The following is a 19,136-nucleotide window of genomic DNA, read 5'->3' on the forward strand; positions in this document are numbered from 1 at the left end:
GCCGAATGCCGGAAGGACCGGATGCCCCGTGATTTTTAAGCCACGGCATCCAGCCCAAGCGCATGAAGGCGGTCGAGCTGCTCCATCTCAGCTGTGTTGAGCACGATGCCTTCAGCTTCTGACTTGGCACGCGCCACGAAACGGCGCTGCGACGGCAGGCGGGCGCCCTGGCCGACGATCGCCTCGAACAGCACTTCGGCGCGGGCAAACGGATTACCCGGGCGGCCGGCCGCAAATTTTTCCGGCGAGAAGGCGACGATCAGTTCGCCGTGGAAAGGCGCAAGCGTCGTCGTGCCGAGATAGTCGAGCACTTCCGGGCTCGTCAGGTCGCCGATCATGATGCCGGCGAGAAGCTCGACCATCGTGCCGATCGCCGAGCCCTTGTGGCCGCCGAAGGGCAGCATGGCGCCGGCGAGCGCCGCCTCCGGATCGGTCGTCGGGTTGCCCTCGGCATCGATCGCCCAGCCCTCGGGCAGCGGTTTGCCGGCGCGGCGGTGCAGCTCGATCTCGCCGCGCGCGGCAACCGAGGTCGCGAAGTCGAAGACGTAGGGCGGCTTGCCTTCGCGTGGCCAGCCGAAGGCAAACGGGTTGGTACCGAGCAGCGGCTTGTTGCCACCGGTCGGCGCGACCGTCGCATAGCTCGGGCACATGACGAGGCCGGCGAGGCCTTCGCCGGTCAGGCCTTCCACTTCCGGCCAGAGCGCCGAGAAATGGGTGCAATCATTGATGACGAGAGCGGCAATCCCCAGAGAACGGGCACGCTCGGCGAGCGCCGGCAGCCCGAGCTCGAAGGCCGGGTTGGCGAAGCCGCCCTTGGCGTTGACCTTGACGATTGCCGAGCCCTCCTGCACGTCGAGCTCCGGCACCGCATCGGGCTTCACCTTGCCGGCTTTGACCGTCCTGAGCGCCCCTTCGATACGGTAAATGCCGTGCGACTTGCAGGCATCGCGCTCGCCGGCGACAATCACGCGAGCAAGTGCGCCTGCCTGAACGCCGTTGAGGCCCGCCTTGCGGAAGATCGCTTCGACGCGCTCGAAAAGCGCTGCGATCGTCAGGGTGTTGGTCTCGCTCATCTCTCTCCCTTTTCGTAGATGCGCCTGACAGAGCCAGTCAGACGATTGATGTTCTGCATACATATAGTATACAAAGATCCGACAAGTGCAATTCAGCCATGATCTCCTCTGCCACAAAAGGCAATCCGGGATCGAACGAAAGGATCGCAAGATGGCCTTCACCCCCAAAGGAAAACACCTGGTTGCCGGCGAATGGCTCGACGGAGCCGGCACCTTCGCCTCGGCGCCCGCTCATGGCCCGGTCCATCAGTTCGCCACGGGTACCGTCGATCTGGTCAACCGCGCCGCAGAAGCCGCCGAAGAAGCCTTCCTCAGCTACGGCTATTCAACCCGCGCCGAGCGCGCCGCCTTCCTGCGCGCCATTGCCGACGAGATCGAGGCGCGCGCCGAGGCGATCACCGAGATCGGCAGCCAGGAAACCGGCCTTCCGGAAGCGCGCCTGCAGGGCGAGCGCGGCCGCACCACCGGCCAGCTCCGGCTTTTCGCAGACCACATCGAGAAGGGCGACTATCTCGACCGCCGCTTCGACGCCGCCCTGCCCGAACGCCAGCCGGCGCCGCGCCCGGAGATCCGCCTCATCCAGCGGCCGATCGGCCCGGTCGCCGTCTTCGGCGCCTCGAATTTCCCGCTCGCCTTCTCGACCGCCGGCGGCGACACCGCTGCGGCCCTTGCCGCTGGTTGCCCGGTGGTCGTCAAGGGTCATTCGGCCCATCCTGGCACCGGCGAGATCGTGGCGCAGGCTGTCGAAGCGGCCATTCGCAAGACCGGCGTTCACCCGGGCGTCTTTTCGCTGATCCAGGGCGGCAACCGCCAGGTCGGCGAAGCGCTGGTGCAGCATCCGCTGATCAAGGCCGTCGGCTTTACCGGTTCGCTCGCCGGCGGCCGTGCGCTCTTCAATCTCTGCGCCGCCCGTCCCGAGCCGATCCCGTTCTTCGGCGAGCTTGGCTCGGTCAACCCGATGTTCCTGCTGCCGGAAGCGCTGAAGGCGCGCGCCGAGGGTCTCGGCCAGGGCTGGGCCGGCTCGCTGACCATGGGCGCCGGCCAGTTCTGCACCAATCCCGGCATCGCCGTGGTGGTCGAAGGCGCTGACGCCGACCGCTTCACGGCGGCAGCTGTCGAAGCGCTCGGCAAGGTCGCGCCGCAGACGATGCTGACCGACGGCATCGCCAAGGCCTATCACGACGGCCAGGCGCACTTTGAAAGCCGCAACGCCGTCAAGCCGCTGCTGACGACCGAATCCTCCGGCCGCTCTGCCTCGCCGAACCTGTTCGAGACATCAGGCGAACAGTTCCTCGCCGATCATGCGCTCGGCGAAGAGGTCTTCGGCCCGCTCGGCCTCGTCGTGCGTGTCGGTTCGACCGGCGAGATGGAACAGCTTGCCCGCGGCTTCCAGGGCCAGCTGACGACCACGATCCACATGGACAACGGCGATCTCGAAACGGCCCGCCGCCTGCGCCCGATTCTCGAGCGCAAGGCCGGCCGCGTGCTGGTCAATGGCTTCCCGACCGGCGTCGAGGTAGTGGATTCGATGGTCCATGGCGGGCCCTATCCGGCCTCGACCAACTTCGGCGCCACCAGCGTCGGCACCATGTCGATCCGCCGCTTCCTGCGTCCCGTCTCCTACCAGAACATGCCGGAAGCCCTGCTGCCCGAGGATTTCCAGGGCTAACGCGAGATGAGGAAAAGTGCGGGCGGCCTCCCGCCCTCATCCCGCCCTCACTGATGAGTGACGACAGATCGCTGCGCAAGCATCCCATTTGGCGAAACAAATGGGATGCTTCGGCGCGTTCTGCGTTATGATGATATACTTTTTGTATACTAATTGTATTTTTCTATTGATTTACGCTCTCTAAAACGGAATAGTGCCTCAGCCGTCAAACGGCACTCATTTCAGGGAGAGAGATAATGAAGACTTCGGTGCTCGCGCTCGGCCTCGTTGCGGCCGCAGCTCTGACCAGCCAGGCCCATGCCGACAAGCTGGATGACGTGATCGGCTCGGGAACGCTGCGTTGCGCAGTCGTGCTCGACTTCCCGCCGATGGGTTCTCGCGACGAGAACAACAACCCGATCGGTTTTGACGTCGACTACTGCAACGACCTCGCAAAGGCACTGGGCGTTACCGCCGAAATCGTCGAAACCCCGTTCCCGGAGCGCATTCCCGCTCTGATGTCGGGCCGTGTCGACGTTGGTGTTGCCTCGACTTCGGACACGCTTGAGCGCGCCAAGACCGTCGGCATGACGATCCCCTACTTCGCCTTCGAAATGGCTGTCACCGCCAACGAGAAGTCGGGCGTCAAGTCCTTCGAGGACATGAAAGGCAAGGTCGTCGGCGCTACCGCTGGTACCTTCGAAGCGATCGCTCTCGAAAAGCAGGTCAAGGAATGGGGTGCTGGCGAGTTCCGCCCGTACCAGACCCAGGCCGACGTGTTCCTCGCGCTGAGCCAAGGCCAGATCGACGCAACGGTATCGACCTCGACGGTCGCCCAGGCCAACGTAAAGGGCGGCAAGTTCGCCGGCATCTCGGTCGTCGGCAAGGCTCCGTTCGACACCGACTACGTCGCGCTCTTCACCAACCGCGAAGAATACGGCTTCGTCAACTTCCTCAACCTTTTCATCAATCAGCAGGTCCGCACCGGCCGTTATGCTGAGCTCTATGAAAAGTGGGTTGGCGGCGAACTGCCCGACCTTACGGCAAAGGGCGTATACCGCTAATATGCCGTCCATCTGGCGGCGCGAAGTGTAGCTTCGCGCCGCTATTCGTTTCCGAAGAGGTGAGACGAAACATGTTCAGTTATACCTTCCATTGGAACCAGGCGCTGAAGGCCCTGCCGCAGATGCTCGATGGAGCGCTGGTCACCTTGCAGGTGGCTCTGCTCTCGATGGTCATCGGCCTGGCGCTGGCGCTGGCGCTCACGGCCTGCCGCCTGTCCGGCAATCGCATCCTCGGTGGCTTCGCCACCGCCTGGGTCGAGATCGCCCGAAACACGCCGGCCCTGTTCCAGATCTATATGGCGCATTTCGGCCTCGGCAATTTCGGCATCCATTTGAGCCCCTATACGGCGCTGCTCGCCGGGATCGCCTTCAACAATGCCGGCTATCTCGCGGAGAATTTCCGCGGCGCGCTCAAGGCCATTCCGGATACCCAGACACGCGCCGGCCGGTCGCTGGGCATGACCCCGGTACAGGCCTTCCGCTACATCGTGCTGCCGCAGATGCTGCGCATCGCTTTCCTGCCGGTTACCAACCAGATGGTCTGGGCAATCCTGATGACGTCGCTCGGCGTTACCGTCGGCATGAACACCGACCTTGCCGGCATCACCCAGGAGCTGAACGCCCGCTCGTTCCGCACCTTCGAGTTCTTCGCGATCGCCGCGGTGATCTACTACCTGATCGCCAAGGCCGTGACGCTGGCAGCACGCCTGCTCGCTGCGCGCATGTTCCGCTACTAAGGAGAGGTGAGAGATGTTCAATACCGCCCTCACCCTCGCTGATCTCGGCTTCCTGCTGCAGGGCGCCCTGATGACGCTGGCAGTCACCGCCGTCTCGGTCACGGCCGGAACCGTGCTCGGCATCATCTTCGGCGTCGTGCGCAACCAGGTCGGCCCCTATCGGGCCGCACCGCTCACCTTCGTGCTCGACATCTTCCGCTCGGTGCCGCTGCTGATCCAGCTGGTCCTCGCCAACGCTTTCCAGGCGATCGCCAAGCTTGGCTGGGCGCCGTTCACGACATCCTGCGTGGTGCTGTCGCTCTATACGGCCGCCTATTGCACCGAGATCGTGCGCGGCGGCATCTCGTCGGTGCCGCCGACGACGCGCCGTGCCGCCCGCTCGCTCGGCATGACCTGGTGGCAGGACATGCGCTACATCGTGGCGCCGCTTGCGACCCGCGTTTCGTTGCCCTCCTGGATCGGCCTGACGCTCGGCGTCATGAAGGACTCCGCCCTCGTCCTCTGGCTCGGCCTGATCGAACTCTTGCGCGCCTCGCAAGTGCTCGTCACCCGCCTGCAGGAACCGCTGCTGATCCTGCTGATCTGCGGCGCCATCTACTTCCTCATCAGCTTCCCAATCGCCCGGCTCGGCGGTTACCTTGAAAAACGGTGGTCCAATGATTGAGATCCAAAACGTTCGCAAATCCTTCGGCTCGCTGGAGGTTCTCAAAGGCATCGACCTCACCGTCAACAAGGGCGAAGTCGTGACCGTCATCGGCGGCTCCGGTTCCGGCAAATCGACACTGCTCACCTGCATCAACGGCCTCGAGCCGATCGATTCCGGTCGCATCGTCGTCGACGGCACCGAGGTCCACGCCAAGTCGACGGACCTCAACAAGCTGCGCGCCAAGGTCGGCATCGTCTTCCAGCAGTGGAATGCATTCCCGCACCTGACCGTGCTTGAAAACGTCATGCTGGCGCCGCGCAAGGTGCTCGGTCTCTCCAAGGAGAAAGCCGAGGAAATCGCCGTCAAGCAGCTCACCCATGTCGGCCTCGGCGAAAAGCTCGGCGTCTATCCGACCCGCATGTCGGGCGGCCAGCAGCAGCGCATGGCGATCGCCCGCGCCCTTGCCATGTCGCCGGAATACATGCTGTTTGACGAAGTGACCTCGGCACTCGACCCGCAACTCGTCGGCGAAGTGCTCGACACGCTACGCATGCTGGCGTCTGAAGGCATGACGATGATCTGCGTCACGCACGAAATGAAGTTTGCCCGCGAGGTCTCCGACCGCGTGGCCTTCTTCCACAAGGGCGTGATGGCCGAGATCGCACCGCCGGAAGCGCTCTTCGGCGCGCCGAAGGATCCGGAACTGCAAAAGTTCCTGGCAGCGACGCACTGAGCCGATCATGAAGGATGCAGCTCAGCCCGACGTCATCGTCATCGGCGCCGGCGTCGTCGGCCTTTCCGCGGCCATCGCCGTCCAGGCACGGGGACTTTCCGTCACCGTGCTCGACCGGGAAGGCCCGGCGGCAGGCGCCTCGGCCGGCAATGCCGGGGCATTCGCCTTCACCGATATTCTGCCGCTTGCCTCGCCGGGCATCCTGAAAAAGGCGCCGAAATGGCTGCTTGACCCGCTCGGACCCTTGAGCGTTCCGCCGGCTTACGCGGCGCAGATCGCGCCGTGGATGTTCCGCTTCTGGCGCGCCTGCTCGCCGAGCCGCGTCGCGCATTCGACGGCGGCGCAAACGGCGATCATGGACCTCTCCAAGGCCGAGCTGGAACCCTTCCTTTCCGCCACCGGCACGCTGCCGATGCTGCGCAAGGAAGGCAATCTTCAGGTCTATGAGAGCGACGCCGAACTGAAGGCGTCGCTTCCCGGCTGGAAGGCGCGCGCTGAACACGGCATCGAATTCCGCCATATGGGTGCCGCCGAAATGGCCGCGATCCAGCCCGGCATCGCATCGCGCTTCACCTGCGGCACGTTTACGCCCGGCTGGTACTCGATCGCCGATCCGAAGCTCTACACCTTGGCGCTTGCCGACCATTTCCGCGCCAAGGGCGGCACGATCGAACGGGCCGAAATCACGGCGCTGAAGCCGATCGGCGGCGGCGTTGAACTGACGACCGCGGATGGCGAGACGCGACGGGCCGGCCAGGTCGTGCTTTCGGCCGGCGCCTTCTCGCATCAGGTCGCACGCTCGCTCGGCGAGCGCATCCCGCTCGAAACCGAGCGCGGCTACAACACGACACTGCCCTCGAACGCCTTCGATCTGCGCACCCAGGTCACCTTCGGCGGCCACGGTTTCGTCGTGACGAGGCTTACGACCGGCATCCGCGTCGGCGGCGCCGTCGAACTTGGCGGCCTGAAGCTGCCGCCGAATTTCCGCCGCTCGGAAGCCATGCTGAAGAAGGCGAAGGCCTTCCTGCCTGGCTTGAAGAGCGAAGGCGGCGTGCAATGGATGGGCTTCCGCCCGTCGCTGCCCGACAGCCTGCCGGCAATCGGCCGGGCCCGCGCAACCGAGCGGGTGATCTACGCCTTCGGCCACGGCCACCTCGGCCTCACCCAGTCCGCCGGCACCGCCCGGCTCGTCGCCGATCTCTTGACCGGTCACCAGCCGGCCATCGACATAAAATCCTTCTCGCCGCAACGTTTCTGACAGGGCTTTCACCATGGCCAACCACACCTTCTCCTGCATCGACGGCCACACCTGCGGCAACCCGGTCCGCCTCGTTTCCGGCGGCGGGCCGCGGCTGGAAGGCGCGAACATGCTGGAGAAGCGGGCCCACTTCCTGCGTGAGTTCGACTGGATCCGCACCGGCCTGATGTTCGAGCCGCGCGGCCACGACATGATGTCGGGCTCGATCCTCTATCCGCCGACGCGGCCCGACTGCGACGTCGCGGTGCTCTTCATCGAAACGTCAGGCTGTCTACCGATGTGCGGTCACGGCACGATCGGCACCATCACCATGGCGATCGAGAACGGGCTGATCACCCCGCGCGAACCGGGCAAGCTTTCGATCGACGCGCCGGCCGGCAAGGTCGATATCACCTATCGCCAGGAAGGCCGCTTCGTCGAGGAAGTACGCCTCACCAACGTGCCCGGCTTCCTTTATGCCGAGGGGCTGACGGCGGAGGTCGAGGGCCTGGGTGAAATCGTCGTCGACGTCGCCTATGGCGGCAATTTCTACGCCATCGTCGAACCCCAGAAGAACTTCCGCGACATGGCCGACCACACGGCCGGCGAACTTGTCGGCTGGAGCCCGAAGCTGCGCGCCGCACTCAACGCCAAGTACGAGTTCGTGCACCCGGAACACCCGGAAATTAAGGGCCTCAGCCACATCCAGTGGACAGGCAAGCCGACGCAGGCCGAAGCCCATGCCCGAAACGCCGTGTTCTACGGCGAAAAGGCGATCGACCGCTCGCCCTGCGGCACCGGCACCTCGGCGCGCATGGCGCAGCTTGCCGCCAAGGGCAAGCTTGGGGTTGGTGACGAGTTCGTGCATGAATCGATCATCGGTTCGCTGTTCAAGGGCCGCGTCGAGGCGGCGACCAAGGTCGCAGACCGCTACGCCATCATCCCGTCGATTGCCGGCTGGGCCCGCATGACCGGCATCAACACCATCTTCATCGATGACCGCGACCCCTTCGCCCATGGATTTGTCGTAAAATGACCCAGACGATCTTCGCCCGCAGCATCCTTTCCGGCTCCGCCGATGGCCCCATCATCGCCACCGAGGAGGCGCTGAGCTTCTGGGGCGGGGTCGATCCGGCAACGGGCCGGGTGATCGACGTGCACCACCCGCTGCACGGCCTCTGTCTGACCGGCGGCATCCTGATGATGCCGTCGAGCCGCGGCTCCTGCACCGGTTCGGGCGTGCTGCTCGACATGGCGCTGACGGGCCGCGCACCGGCAGCACTCGTCTTCTGCGAGGCCGAGGACGTGCTGACGCTGGGGGCGCTGATTGCGGCAGAGATGTTCGGCAAATCCTTGCCGGTGCTGCGTGTCTCGCGGGACGCCTTCAAGGCGCTGTCGCAGGCAAAGACGGCGCGGATCAGCAATACGACAATCGAAGCCGATCCCCTGACGATCAACGTCGAACCGCCGGCGACGGCCGCACTCGACCTGACCGAGAACGACCGCGCCATGCTCGATGGCCGCGACGGCGTTGCGGTCCAGCAGGCGATGCGCATCATTGCGGCGATGGCAGCACAGCAAGGGGCGGAAAAGCTCCTCGACGTCGTCCAGGGCCATATCGACGGCTGCATCTATGCGAGCCCGGCCAACCTCACCTTCGCCGAGAAGATGGCGGATATGGGCGCCAAGGTTCGGGTACCGACGACGATGAACGCGATCTCGGTCGACCGCGCCAACTGGAAAGCGCAGGGCGTGCCCGAAAGCTTCGGCGATCCGGCCGCACGGCTTGCCGACGCCTATGTGCGCATGGGCTGTCGCCCGACCTTCACCTGCTCGCCCTATCTGCTCGACAGCGCGCCGAAATCCGGCGAAGCCATTGCCTGGGCGGAATCGAACGCCGTCATCTTCGCCAACACCGTGCTTGGCGCCCGCACGGCGAAACACCCCGATTTTCTCGATCTCTGCATCGCACTGACCGGACGTGCGCCATTCTCGGGCGTCTATCTCGACGCGCCGCGCAAGGCGAAACGCGTCATCGACGTCGAACTTCCCGACGCGATCGACGATGCCTTCTGGCCGCTGATCGGCTACCTCGCCGGCAAGGCCGCGCCCGACCGTATTCCGCTGTTGCGCGGTGTTGCATCCGCCCGCCCCTCGCGCGACGACCTCAAGGCCCTCTGTGCCGCCTTCGGCACCACCTCCGCATCGCCCATGCTGCATGTGGAGGGCGTCACGCCCGAAGCGGAAGGCGCTGCCGCCGAGGATGCCGACCGCACGACGATCACGCGCGCCGACATGACTGATGCCTGGTCGCTCCTGAACGAAGGCCCTGCCGAAGTCGAGCTCGTCGCCATCGGCAGCCCGCATGCCTCGCTGGAGGAATGCCGGGCACTCGCAGCCGCATTCGACGGCCGTAAGCGGCACGACAATGTCGCCGTCATCGTCACCGCCGGAAGAGATGCGATCGCCGCGGCGCGGGACGAAGGTCTTCTTTCGCGGCTGGAGGCAAGTGGCATCCAGGTCTTGCCGGATCTCTGCTGGTGCTCGATCTCCGAGCCGGTCTTCCCGACGAAGACCCGGGCGCTGATGACCAATTCCGGCAAATACGCCCATTACGGCCCCGGTCTCTCCGGCCGCGCCGTCCGCTTTGGCAGCCTTGCCGACTGCGTTGAAGCGGCTCTGACCGGTCATGCTCCGGCGCGCCTGCCGGCGTGGCTTTCCTGAAGGAACTCGACGGCACGGCAACGACAGCAAAGCCCGTTGCCGTGGTGCCAGATCAGGCGCCGCGCGGCGGCGCCGTCGAGGCGCGCGGAACGAGATGGCAGGCAAGCTCCACCCGCCGCGGTGGCGCCGGAATGCCCGAGAGCGTGTCGCGCAGAAGATCCAGCGCGACCGAACCGATCTCACGCATCGGAATATGCATCGTCGTCAGCGGCGGATTGAGGAAGGCTGCCTGCGGCAGGTCGTCCATGCCCATGACCGAAACGTCGCCCGGAACCGAGAACCCCTTCTGCTGGATACCGAGCATGGCGCCGACGGCGAGGCTGTCCCCCGCAGCAAGCACCGCCGTAAAATCCAGCCCACGTTCCGAAATCCGCTGGGTCAAAGCCTGTATCGCAAGCTCCGGCAACCAGTCCTCGACGGTGACGAGCATGTCATCGGTGGCGGGAAGGCCTTTCGCCAGCAACCCGTCGCGCCAGCCCTCGTAACGCCGCTCGATCGTGCGGCGTCCGGGCCGCATCAGAAACAGGATGCGCTCGTGGCCGAGCTCGATCAGATGGTCGGTCGCAAGCCGCGCGCTCGAGCGGTTGCAGGGCGTGACACTCGATAGCCGCATATAGGGGTCGTCGCTGTTCAAGAGCACCACCGGTTTCTCGAAGCCGCGGGTCGCGGCGATCATGCCCTCGTCGTCTATGGTGAGAAACAGAAGCCCGGCAACCTGTTCGTCCGCCTCTGCCTCGGCCAGCACCGCCAGCTCCTCGCTACGGTCCGCGATCGGCCGCGTGACGATTTCGAGATCCAGCGCCTGGGCCCGCTCCTTCAGCCCCTCCAGCACGTAGTGGGTGAACTGGTTGCGCACATAGTCGATCATTGCGGCACTCGACGCCGCCACGATGACCTTCTGACCGGCGACTGCCGTCGGGATTACGTAATTCGCGTTCTTCGCCGCCTCCAGCACGCGCTGGCGGATTTCCGCACGCACGCCTTTCTCGCCGGCAAGCGCCCGCGATGCGGTGCTTAAGGAAACCCCGCAGGCCTCGGCGATATCTTCCAGCCGAACACGCTTGCTCTTCTTGCCGCGTTTGCCCGGCAGCGGTTTTGCGATCATCCGATCCTCCGTCGCCACAATATTGGGAAAAATTTTCATGTTGCGCAAGAAAAAACGTCATGCCTTTATCTCCGACAAGAAAGCCGAGGGAAGAGCGGCTAAGGAGGAGGAACGCCATGGGCCTGAATGCCCACGACATTCGCACGGGTCTCGATCGTCTTGTCGGCGGCATGACCGGTCTGAAGCATGACGGTCGGTTCGATGAGCCGAACCTCGACGGCACCGCGGGCGACTACATCAGCTTCGACAGCTGGGAATGGCCGCAAGGCGTCGGCCTCTACGGTCTGATCAAGCTCTGGCTGTTCACTGGCCGCGATGACATCCGCCAGCTCATCGAAGGCTGGTACGAAGGGCGGCTTGCCGCCGGGCTTCCTGAACTCAACGTCAACACGACCGCGCCGATGCTCGGCCTCTCGGTGCTCTGGGCCAAAACCGGAAACCCGCGCTGGAAGCCGTTGCTCGACGACTGGGCGAACCGGGTGATCGCCGAAATGGGCCGCACGCCCGAAGGCGGCTTCGAGCATCATGTCTCCGACAAGGTCAACGACAACGAACTCTGGGACGACACACTCTATATGGTCGCCCTGTTCCTTGCCTCCTACGGCCAGGCCAGCGGCCGGCGCGAACTCGTCGACGAGGCCTCACGGCAGTTCCTGGTCCACACCCGCTATCTTGCCGACACCCAGTCGGGCCTCTGGTTCCATGGTTGGACCTTCGACGGCCGGCACAATTTCGCCCGCGCCCGCTGGGCCCGCGGCAATGCCTGGATCACCGCCGGCATGCTCGATCTTTTCGACCTCGCCGAGATCGCCGCTCCGGTGAAGGAATTCCTGCGCGGCGTGCTCATCACCCAGGTCGAGGCGCTATTGCCGCTGCAGACAGCGTCCGGCGCCTGGCGCACGCTGCTCGACGACGCGACCTCCTATGAAGAGATCTCGGCGACTGCGGGCATCGGCTATGGCCTGCTCAAGGCTTATCGCCTCGGCTACGGCACGCCGGCCTGGCGCAACGCCGGTCTCAGGGCGCTTGAAGCCGTGATGCGCAACATCGACGAAAGCGGCACCGTGCTCAACGTCTCCTATGGCACCCGCATGGGCCACGACCTGCAATTCTATAAGGACATCCCCATTCAGCCGACCGGCTACGGCCAGGCACTGGCAATCCTGTGCCTTTCCGAAGCCCTGCAGCATGTCGGTGCGGAAGGACAGGCAGCATGACGATGAAGGTTCTCTACGGGGCCAATCCCGAAGACATCAAGACTTATGACACGGCGCGGCTTCGCCGAGAGTTCTTGATCACAGATCTCTTTGCCGAAGACGCGGTAAACTTCACCTATACCCATGTCGACCGGCTGATCCTCGGCGGCGCCATGCCGAAGACGAAGAGCGTGACATTCGGGTCCGGCGCCGAAATCGGTACGCCCTATCTGCTTTCGGCGCGCGAGATGGGCATCGCCAATCTCGGCGGCACCGGCACGATCGTGGTCGACGGCAAGAGCTTCGTGCTCGAGAACCGCGACGTACTCTATGTCGGCCGCGGCGCCAAGGAGATCGTTGCTTCGAGCACATCCGCCGACCGGCCGGCCCGTTTCTACATGAACTCGGTGCCCGCCGGCGCCGACCTGCCGCACCGGCTGGTGAAGAGGGCCGAGGCAAAGGCGCTCGAACTCGGTGACGTCAAGCGTTCCAACAAGCGCCGCCTCGTCATGTACATCCATCCGGAAGTCATGCCGTCCTGCCTGCTTCTGATGGGCATCACCGACCTTGCCGAAGGCAGCGCCTGGAACACCATGCCGCCGCATGTGCACGAGCGGCGGATGGAAGCCTATTGCTACTTCGACATGGCGCCGGAGGACCGGATCGTCCATGTGATGGGCGAGCCCGAGGAGACCCGGCACCTGATCGTCGCCAATGGCGATGCGGTACTTTCTCCCGCCTGGTCGATCCATATGGGCGCCGGCACCGGGCCCTATGCCTTCGTCTGGGGCATGACCGGCGAGAACCAGGAATACAACGACGTCACCCCCGTAGCCTTGGCTGAGCTGAAATGAGCGATACGATTTTCCATCTGAAGAAGAGCCTCGTTCCGGGGCAGGCCATCGGCTACTGGCAGCTCGGCACGATCGCCGAAGAGCGTTTCGACGTGCCGGATCAGCCGATGAAGGGCGAGATGGACCCCTTCTTCTTCCTGACCAAGCACAAGAACTTCATCCCGCACGAATATCCCTGCCGGACGATCTTTGCCGAAAGCTATCGCGGCAAGCGGCCGGAGGTGCGCGGCACGTTTGAAGCCACGCGCTGGTGGCTGCCCTTCGGCTCGCAGCGGCTCGACCTTTCCGGGTTCTGGTTCCGGCCGACGCGACTTGCCACCTGGGCCCGCACCTCGATCGAGGCGGAAACCGCCGGCACCGCCAAGATCCGCCTCGGAACCTGCGGCGGCGCAGTCGTCTTCCTGAACGGCGCCGAGATCGGCTGGATGGCGCCCTATAGCCGCAATCTCGAGGCCAAGGCGGAATTCGAGCTGCCGCTTCAGGCCGGGCTCAACGAAATCACGATCTTCTTCGACGACCTTGCCGAACGCGACGCGCGTTACTTCTTCCAGTTCGACTATCTCTCCGGGCCGGTCGCCCACGTGGCGCTGCCGGTCCCCTGCGCCAGTGCGGCCGCTGCCGATATCGAGACCGCGCTCGACGGCATGCATTTCGACCGCACCGCCTATTTCGAAGGTGACATCACGCTTCTCTTCGCCGCCGCCCTGCCGCTCGACGTCAAGGTCAATGTCGCGGTCGAAGGCGATTTCATGTCGACCGAGCGCTTCGACCACGACTTCGTGCTGAAGGCCGGCGACAAGAGGCTGGTGATCGGCCCATCCGAGGACACACCGGCCGACTTCCGCCATTTCCGCATCACGCTCGATGCCGACGGCTTCGTCGCGTCGCGCTCGCTCGGCGTCGAGATCTGCCATGCCGGCCGGCAAGGAAAGCCACCGGAAACGCTGGTTTCCCGCATCAACGAGACCCTCGGCGAGATCTCCGGCTTCTCGGAACGCGACACGGTGCGCGCCTTCGCACGGCTTGCCAGTGGTCGCGGCGGTGCAGATACCGACGCAATGATCGAGGAAATCCTGCCCTCGATCGAGGATTGCCACGACTGCGCCGACTTCTCGCTGGTGCCACTGATCTGGTCGCGCACCACCTGGGGCAACGATATCGGCGGAAAGACGCGTGAGCGCATCGACCAGGCGATCCTCGGCTTCCGCTACTGGATGGATGAGCCCGGCAACGACGTGCAGTGGTACTTCTCCGAGAACCACGCGCTGCTGTTCCACACCTCGGCCTATCTCGCAGGCCACCTCTTCCCGGAGGCAACCTTCCGTCGCTCGGGCCGCAAGGGAAGCGAACAGAGCGCCGTCGGTGCGGCCCGCGTTCGCGCCTGGCTCGACCACTTCGAAGCCTGGGAAATGGCCGAATTCAATTCCGCGCCCTATTTCCCGATCGATCTCAAGGGCCTGACGGCGCTGGCGGCACTCTCGCCTGATGCCGACATCGCCGAACGCGCCAAGAAAGGTATCGTGCGGCTCTGCGAGATCATTGCCCGCTCGGCCCATCACGGCATGGTCACGGCCGCCCAAGGCCGCTCCTACGAGCACACGCTGTGCGCCGGTCGTTCGCTGGAACTTTCAGGTGTTGCCCGCCTGCTCTGGGGCAAGGGCTGGTACGGCCGCCGCGTGCACGCTCTGCCGCAGCTTGCCGTCTGCCTGCGCGACCATGGCCTGGTGGTGCCGGAGGCGCTTGCCGCGGTCGCCTGCCATGAGGATGAGGCAGCCCATCAGGAATGGCGCTTCGCCCAGGGCGAAAACCGCTTCGCGGCACTCTACCACTACAAGGGCCGCCATTTCGCCATGGGCTCGGCGGCGCATTATCGCTGGAACGAATGGGGCTATCAGGAAACGGTGCTGCACCTGCGCCTTGGCCAGCGCCCCGAAGCGGCGATCTGGATCAACCATCCCGGCGAAACCATTCAGTTCGGGTACGGCCGGCCATCCTATTGGGGTGGTTGCGGCACCCTCCCTCGTGCCCACCAGTACAGGGGGCTGGCCGTACTCGACTTTGCGACCGTCAGCGAGCAACCGGATTTCACCCATGCATGGTTCCCGGTCGCCGAATTCGACGAGAGCAGGGTCAAGGGCAGACACGCGTTGGCGCGCAGCGGCCGCGGCGCGGTTGTCCTGATCGGCGGAAGTGACCTGACATCGGTCACCGACGGCCCGTCGGCCAATGCGGAGCTGCGCCAGTTCGGTCAAAAGACGTGCTGGATCGTGCGGGTCTGCGAGGCCACTGATCTCTCGGGCGTGGAAGCCAGATTTGCTTCGCTGTCGGTGGAGGAGACCGGGGACGGATCTCTTGTCATCGACGATCCCGACTATGGCCGCGTGGTGTTCCGCAGCGACGGTGCGACGGAAGCCGAAGGGCGCACCATCGTCGCCAAGGATTTCACGGTCGCTGGCGAGGTTACCATGCTCGCCGCCGGCTAGCGGACAAAGAGTTGCGCCGGCCGGGAGAAGCCGGCGTCAGCCCAAACGAGCGGGAGGACGCTCGTCAACGGACAAGAGGAGGAAGTCAATGAAGAAGACCAGAACGATGCTCGCGGCGCTTGCCGTCGGGCTGTTGACGTCGACGGCGGCAATCGCCGGCGACGTGCGCATCATGTGGTACTCCGATGGCGTCGAAGGCGAGGTGCTCAAAGACCTGCTCGACCGCTTCATGAAGGAGAACCCCGGGATCAACGTGATCCTCGACAACGTCTCCTACAGCGTCGTGCGTGAGCAGCTGCCGGTGCAGCTCGAAGCCGGAAACGGCCCGGATATCGCCCGCGTCACCAACCTGAAGGCTCAGAGCCAGCACTGGCTCGATCTCAGGCCGCTGGTCGCTGACGCCGCCTACTGGGACGAGAATTTCGGCGCGCAGGCCGACTGGATGCGCCCCGACGGCTCCAACCAGATCTCCGGCTTCATGACGCAGATCACCATTGCCGGCGGTTTTGCCAACAAGACGCTGTTCGATCAGGCCGGTATCGCCATCCCCGGCAAGGATGCGACCTGGGACGACTGGGCCAAGGCAGCAAAACAGGTCGCCGAAAACCAGCAGGTGCCTTTCCCGATGGCACTCGACCGCTCCGGCCATCGCTTGAGCGGCCCGAACCTTGCCTATGGCGGCAACTACGTCGGCGCCGACGGCAAGCCGGCGCCGCTCGACGACGGCACGAAGACCTTCCTGAAGACCTTCGTCGGCTGGGTCGCCGACGGCACGATGAGCAAGGACGTCTGGGTTTCGGCCGCGGGCTCCACCTATCGCGCCGCCGCCGACGATTTCATCAACGGTCAGCTCGTTTACTACTATTCCGGTTCCTGGCAGGTCCCGAACTTCTCGACGAAGATCGGCACCAACTTCGACTGGGTGGCGACCGGCAGCCCCTGCGGCCCGACGAACTGCACCGGCATGACCGGCGGCGCCGGTCTGGTTGCGGTGAAATACACCAAGAACCCGAAGGAAGTCGCCAAGGTGATGGATTACCTTGCCAGCGAGCCTGTGGTGAAGGAGTTCTCCGAACGCACCCTGTTCCTGCCCGCGCATAAGGGCGTTCTTGCCAAGGGGCTGGACTTCAAGACCGATGACGCCCAGGCGAAAGCGGCACTCAACGGCTTCGTCGAGGCGGGCAAGTCGCTTTCCGACGCGGCGCGCAAGCTGCCCGGCTGGCTCTGGTCCGACACTTTCTACGGCGCGCTCGTCACCCGCGTCAGCCAGGCGGCTGCCGGCGAGATGACAGTCGACGAGGCGTTCACGCGCATCGACTCCGATATCGCCACCAAGGTGAAAGACAGCGGCAACTGATCCGGGCGATCGATGCCCGGTTTCCGACGGCGTGACGTATCATGCCGTCGGATCAGCCGCCGAGACAGCGGTAAGCATTAGCTTACTTATTGCTGACATCCGGCAAGCAGCGCTTGCCCGTCTCTTGCGGGCAACAAATCACAATCCGGCGACGATCGTTGCGCGACAAAGCGCGACCGATGGCGAGGTAGCAAACGATGAAGGCAGATGTTCCAGGAGGAGGCGGAGGCTCCGGCCTTGGCGAAGCGGCCATGGTGCCCGTGCGCCTGCTGATGGGCGCCATCGACGCGCCGCTGCGCTGGGTCCAGCGACGGCTCGGCATCGGCGGCATGGCGACCTTCTTCCTCATGCCGAACATGCTGATCTTCGGCATTTTCGTGCTGCTGCCGTTCTTCATCAATTTCGCCTATTCCATGACCGGCGGCACGGCTCTGTTTCTTCCCGACCGGAGCTTCGTCGGCGCCGAGCAGTACCAGCGGCTCTTCGACTGCGCCAACTACACCGACCCGAACAGCTGCGCCGAGGATACGTTCTGGACCGCCGTCGGCAACACGACGTGGTTCGTGTTGCTGCAGGTCAGCCTGATGATCCTGTTCTCGCTGGTCACAGCGCTGATCCTCAATCGCGACCTGTTGGCGCGCAGCTTCTGGCGGGCAGTGTTCTTCTTCCCGGTGCTGCTTTCACCCGTGGTCGTCGGCCTCATCTGGAAGTGGATCCTGCAGCGCCAGGGCCTGCTCAATTTCGGCCTCTACAGCCTCGGCCTCGAACCGCATACCTGGCTCAACGACCGCAACTGGTCCTTTGCCGCGACTGTCGGCGTCTCGATCTGGGCGCATATGGGTTTCTACACGCTGATCCTGCTGGCCGGCCTGCAGGCGATCCCGAAGGATCTCTATGAGGCAGCCGAGATGGACGGCACCAGGCCTGCGCGCGCCTTCTGGCGCATCACCCTGCCGCTCTTGATGCCGAACCTGCTGGTCGTCGTCGTGCTGGTGCTCATCCGCGCCGTGCAGATCTTCGACGAGGTCTATGTGCTGACCGGCGGCGGCCCGGGCACCAGCACGCTCTATCTCACCCAATACATCTACGAGACCGGCTTTGCGACGCAGTTGCGCAACCCGGGCCTTGCCGCGGCCGCATCGATCCTGATGGGCGTCGTGCTGGTGATCCTGACATTGGTGCAACTTGGCCTTGGCCGCAAAGGCGAGAACAAGGGAGGCCGCAAATGAGCCGTGTCGCCGAATTCATCTTCCGCCGCCGCGGCCGCAACGGTTGGCACTGGACCGATATCGTCACCTGGGCCTGGCTCATCGGTGGTCTTTTCATCATGTTCGGCCCGGCCGTCTGGCTCGTCGGTTCATCCTTCAAGTCACCGGCAGCCCTTGCCGAGTTTCCGCCGACGATCATGCCCTATGTGACGCAGAAGGCGACTATCGAAGGTTACGACAAGCCGCTCGACCTCTACGAGGTGACAATGCCGGATGGCAGCAAGAAGGTGCTCGCCGAGGTGCGGCGCATCGGCATCGTCGCCCAGATGGTGGCACCCGACAAGCCGACCGAGATCGTCAAGGTCAAGATCGCCGAGCGCACGCCGGTGCGCACCATGTCCTTTGCCACCTCGAACTACAGCGAGCCCTTCACCCATTTCGACTTCGTCCGCTATCTCTGGAACTCGGTCTTCGTCACGGTAACGGCGACGCTGATCACGCTGATCGTCAATTCGATGGCCGCCTTCGCGCTCAGCAAATACGAGTTCCGCGGCCGCACCTTCGCCATGCTCCTGATCCTCGCGACGCTGATGGTGCCGCTGTCGGTGATCATGGTGCCGCTCTATTCGATCGTCTCGGCGCTTGGGCTGTTCAACAATCTCTGGGGCGTGATCCTGCCCACGGTGGCAACACCGACCGGCGTCTTCATCCTGCGGCAGTACATGCTGACCATTCCCGACGAGCTGATTGATGCCGCGCGTATGGACAAGGCGTCGGAGTGGCAGATCTACTGGCGCATCATCCTGCCGCTGACGGCGCCGGCGCTCGCGGTGCTTGCGATCTTCTCGGTCGTCTGGCGTTGGAACGACTTCCTCTGGCCACTGATCGTGCTGTCGCGCAAGGAACTTTACACGCTGCAGGTGGGCTTGAGCATCTATTCCGGCGAGCTGAACGTGCAGTGGCATTTCATTCTCGCCATGACGGTCGTGACCATGATCCCGGTCGTGCTGGTCTTCATCTTCCTGCAACGCTTCATCACCACCGGCATCGCCGGCACCGGACTGAAATAAG

Annotated in this window: 16 protein-coding genes; 14 read left to right on the forward strand and 2 right to left on the reverse strand. The window is 64.4% G+C overall.

The window, feature by feature from the left end:
- Positions 1-35 precede the first annotated feature (35 nt).
- Complete coding sequence (locus BBX50_RS26260) at positions 36-1,073, reverse strand: Ldh family oxidoreductase (RefSeq protein WP_065778222.1); 1,038 nt, start codon at positions 1,071-1,073, stop codon at positions 36-38.
- Between the two features lie 151 nt (positions 1,074-1,224).
- Here BBX50_RS26260 and BBX50_RS26265 point away from each other — a divergent pair, with 151 nt between their 5' ends.
- From BBX50_RS26265 to BBX50_RS26300, 8 genes are all read left to right on the forward strand, one after another.
- Complete coding sequence (locus BBX50_RS26265) at positions 1,225-2,742, forward strand: aldehyde dehydrogenase (NADP(+)) (protein ID WP_065778223.1); 1,518 nt, start codon at positions 1,225-1,227, stop codon at positions 2,740-2,742.
- Positions 2,743-2,978: 236 nt separating this feature from the next.
- A complete protein-coding gene (locus BBX50_RS26270) occupies positions 2,979-3,785 on the forward strand; it encodes a transporter substrate-binding domain-containing protein (protein ID WP_065778224.1) in 807 nt (268 codons plus the stop codon).
- Positions 3,786-3,856: 71 nt separating this feature from the next.
- A complete protein-coding gene (locus BBX50_RS26275) occupies positions 3,857-4,522 on the forward strand; it encodes an amino acid ABC transporter permease (protein WP_057251921.1) in 666 nt (221 codons plus the stop codon).
- A 13-nt stretch (positions 4,523-4,535) separates the two neighbouring features.
- Positions 4,536-5,186 (forward strand): amino acid ABC transporter permease, encoded by a 651-nt coding sequence (locus BBX50_RS26280; protein WP_065778225.1) that lies wholly within the window; start codon positions 4,536-4,538, stop codon positions 5,184-5,186.
- Positions 5,179-5,901, forward strand: a complete 723-nt coding sequence (locus tag BBX50_RS26285) for an amino acid ABC transporter ATP-binding protein (protein ID WP_065778226.1) — start codon at positions 5,179-5,181, stop codon at positions 5,899-5,901. The genes BBX50_RS26280 and BBX50_RS26285 overlap by 8 nt, the downstream gene beginning before the upstream one ends.
- A gap of 7 nt (positions 5,902-5,908) precedes the next feature.
- Positions 5,909-7,159, forward strand: a complete 1,251-nt coding sequence (locus BBX50_RS26290) for an FAD-binding oxidoreductase (protein WP_065778227.1) — start codon at positions 5,909-5,911, stop codon at positions 7,157-7,159.
- Between the two features lie 13 nt (positions 7,160-7,172).
- The gene (locus BBX50_RS26295; RefSeq protein WP_065778228.1) at positions 7,173-8,174 is read left to right on the forward strand and encodes a 4-hydroxyproline epimerase; all 1,002 of its coding nucleotides are present in this window, start codon (positions 7,173-7,175) and stop codon (positions 8,172-8,174) included.
- Positions 8,171-9,862 carry an aconitase X gene (locus tag BBX50_RS26300; protein ID WP_065778229.1) on the forward strand — a complete coding sequence of 564 codons (1,692 nt, stop codon included), beginning with the start codon at positions 8,171-8,173 and terminating at the stop codon, positions 9,860-9,862. The genes BBX50_RS26295 and BBX50_RS26300 overlap by 4 nt, the downstream gene beginning before the upstream one ends.
- Positions 9,863-9,914: 52 nt before the next feature.
- Here the strand turns inward: BBX50_RS26300 and BBX50_RS26305 are convergent, their stop codons facing one another.
- Positions 9,915-10,967, reverse strand: a complete 1,053-nt coding sequence (locus tag BBX50_RS26305) for a LacI family DNA-binding transcriptional regulator (protein ID WP_065778230.1) — start codon at positions 10,965-10,967, stop codon at positions 9,915-9,917.
- Positions 10,968-11,083: 116 nt separating this feature from the next.
- On the opposite strand from BBX50_RS26305, the gene BBX50_RS26310 reads away from it, so the two are divergent.
- From BBX50_RS26310 to BBX50_RS26335, 6 genes are all read left to right on the forward strand, one after another.
- A complete protein-coding gene (locus BBX50_RS26310) occupies positions 11,084-12,184 on the forward strand; it encodes a glycoside hydrolase family 88 protein (RefSeq protein ID WP_065778231.1) in 1,101 nt (366 codons plus the stop codon).
- Positions 12,181-13,017, forward strand: a complete 837-nt coding sequence (gene kduI, locus BBX50_RS26315) for a 5-dehydro-4-deoxy-D-glucuronate isomerase (RefSeq protein WP_083213813.1) — start codon at positions 12,181-12,183, stop codon at positions 13,015-13,017. Before BBX50_RS26310 ends, kduI begins: the two co-directional genes overlap by 4 nt.
- Entirely contained in the window at positions 13,014-15,500 is a 2,487-nt protein-coding gene (locus BBX50_RS26320; protein ID WP_065778232.1) for a hypothetical protein, read from the forward strand. Before kduI ends, BBX50_RS26320 begins: the two co-directional genes overlap by 4 nt.
- Positions 15,501-15,588: 88 nt before the next feature.
- Positions 15,589-16,857, forward strand: a complete 1,269-nt coding sequence (locus BBX50_RS26325; protein ID WP_065778233.1) for an ABC transporter substrate-binding protein — start codon at positions 15,589-15,591, stop codon at positions 16,855-16,857.
- 197 nt (positions 16,858-17,054) lie between these two features.
- Positions 17,055-18,086: a sugar ABC transporter permease gene (locus BBX50_RS26330; protein WP_065778234.1), complete on the forward strand. Its 1,032-nt coding sequence runs from the start codon at positions 17,055-17,057 to the stop codon at positions 18,084-18,086.
- Entirely contained in the window at positions 18,083-19,135 is a 1,053-nt protein-coding gene (locus tag BBX50_RS26335) for a carbohydrate ABC transporter permease (RefSeq protein WP_065778235.1), read from the forward strand. The genes BBX50_RS26330 and BBX50_RS26335 overlap by 4 nt, the downstream gene beginning before the upstream one ends.
- The last annotated feature ends 1 nt before the right edge of the window (position 19,136 follow it).

This window comes from Ensifer sp. LC11 (assembly GCF_001695835.1).
Taxonomy (GTDB): Bacteria; Pseudomonadota; Alphaproteobacteria; order Rhizobiales; family Rhizobiaceae; genus Ensifer.

Bases quoted from the DNA above. Each gene is read 5' to 3' on its own strand.
- BBX50_RS26260 (WP_065778222.1), bottom strand. From the start codon at position 1,073: ATGAGCGAGACCAACACCCTGACGATCGCAGCGCTTTTCGAGCGCGTC.
- BBX50_RS26265 (WP_065778223.1), top strand. From the start codon at position 1,225: ATGGCCTTCACCCCCAAAGGAAAACACCTGGTTGCCGGCGAATGGCTC.
- BBX50_RS26270 (WP_065778224.1), top strand. From the start codon at position 2,979: ATGAAGACTTCGGTGCTCGCGCTCGGCCTCGTTGCGGCCGCAGCTCTG.
- BBX50_RS26275 (WP_057251921.1), top strand. From the start codon at position 3,857: ATGTTCAGTTATACCTTCCATTGGAACCAGGCGCTGAAGGCCCTGCCG.
- BBX50_RS26280 (WP_065778225.1), top strand. From the start codon at position 4,536: ATGTTCAATACCGCCCTCACCCTCGCTGATCTCGGCTTCCTGCTGCAG.
- BBX50_RS26285 (WP_065778226.1), top strand. From the start codon at position 5,179: ATGATTGAGATCCAAAACGTTCGCAAATCCTTCGGCTCGCTGGAGGTT.
- BBX50_RS26290 (WP_065778227.1), top strand. From the start codon at position 5,909: ATGAAGGATGCAGCTCAGCCCGACGTCATCGTCATCGGCGCCGGCGTC.
- BBX50_RS26295 (WP_065778228.1), top strand. From the start codon at position 7,173: ATGGCCAACCACACCTTCTCCTGCATCGACGGCCACACCTGCGGCAAC.
- BBX50_RS26300 (WP_065778229.1), top strand. From the start codon at position 8,171: ATGACCCAGACGATCTTCGCCCGCAGCATCCTTTCCGGCTCCGCCGAT.
- BBX50_RS26305 (WP_065778230.1), bottom strand. From the start codon at position 10,967: ATGATCGCAAAACCGCTGCCGGGCAAACGCGGCAAGAAGAGCAAGCGT.
- BBX50_RS26310 (WP_065778231.1), top strand. From the start codon at position 11,084: ATGGGCCTGAATGCCCACGACATTCGCACGGGTCTCGATCGTCTTGTC.
- kduI (WP_083213813.1), top strand. From the start codon at position 12,181: ATGACGATGAAGGTTCTCTACGGGGCCAATCCCGAAGACATCAAGACT.
- BBX50_RS26320 (WP_065778232.1), top strand. From the start codon at position 13,014: ATGAGCGATACGATTTTCCATCTGAAGAAGAGCCTCGTTCCGGGGCAG.
- BBX50_RS26325 (WP_065778233.1), top strand. From the start codon at position 15,589: ATGAAGAAGACCAGAACGATGCTCGCGGCGCTTGCCGTCGGGCTGTTG.
- BBX50_RS26330 (WP_065778234.1), top strand. From the start codon at position 17,055: ATGAAGGCAGATGTTCCAGGAGGAGGCGGAGGCTCCGGCCTTGGCGAA.
- BBX50_RS26335 (WP_065778235.1), top strand. From the start codon at position 18,083: ATGAGCCGTGTCGCCGAATTCATCTTCCGCCGCCGCGGCCGCAACGGT.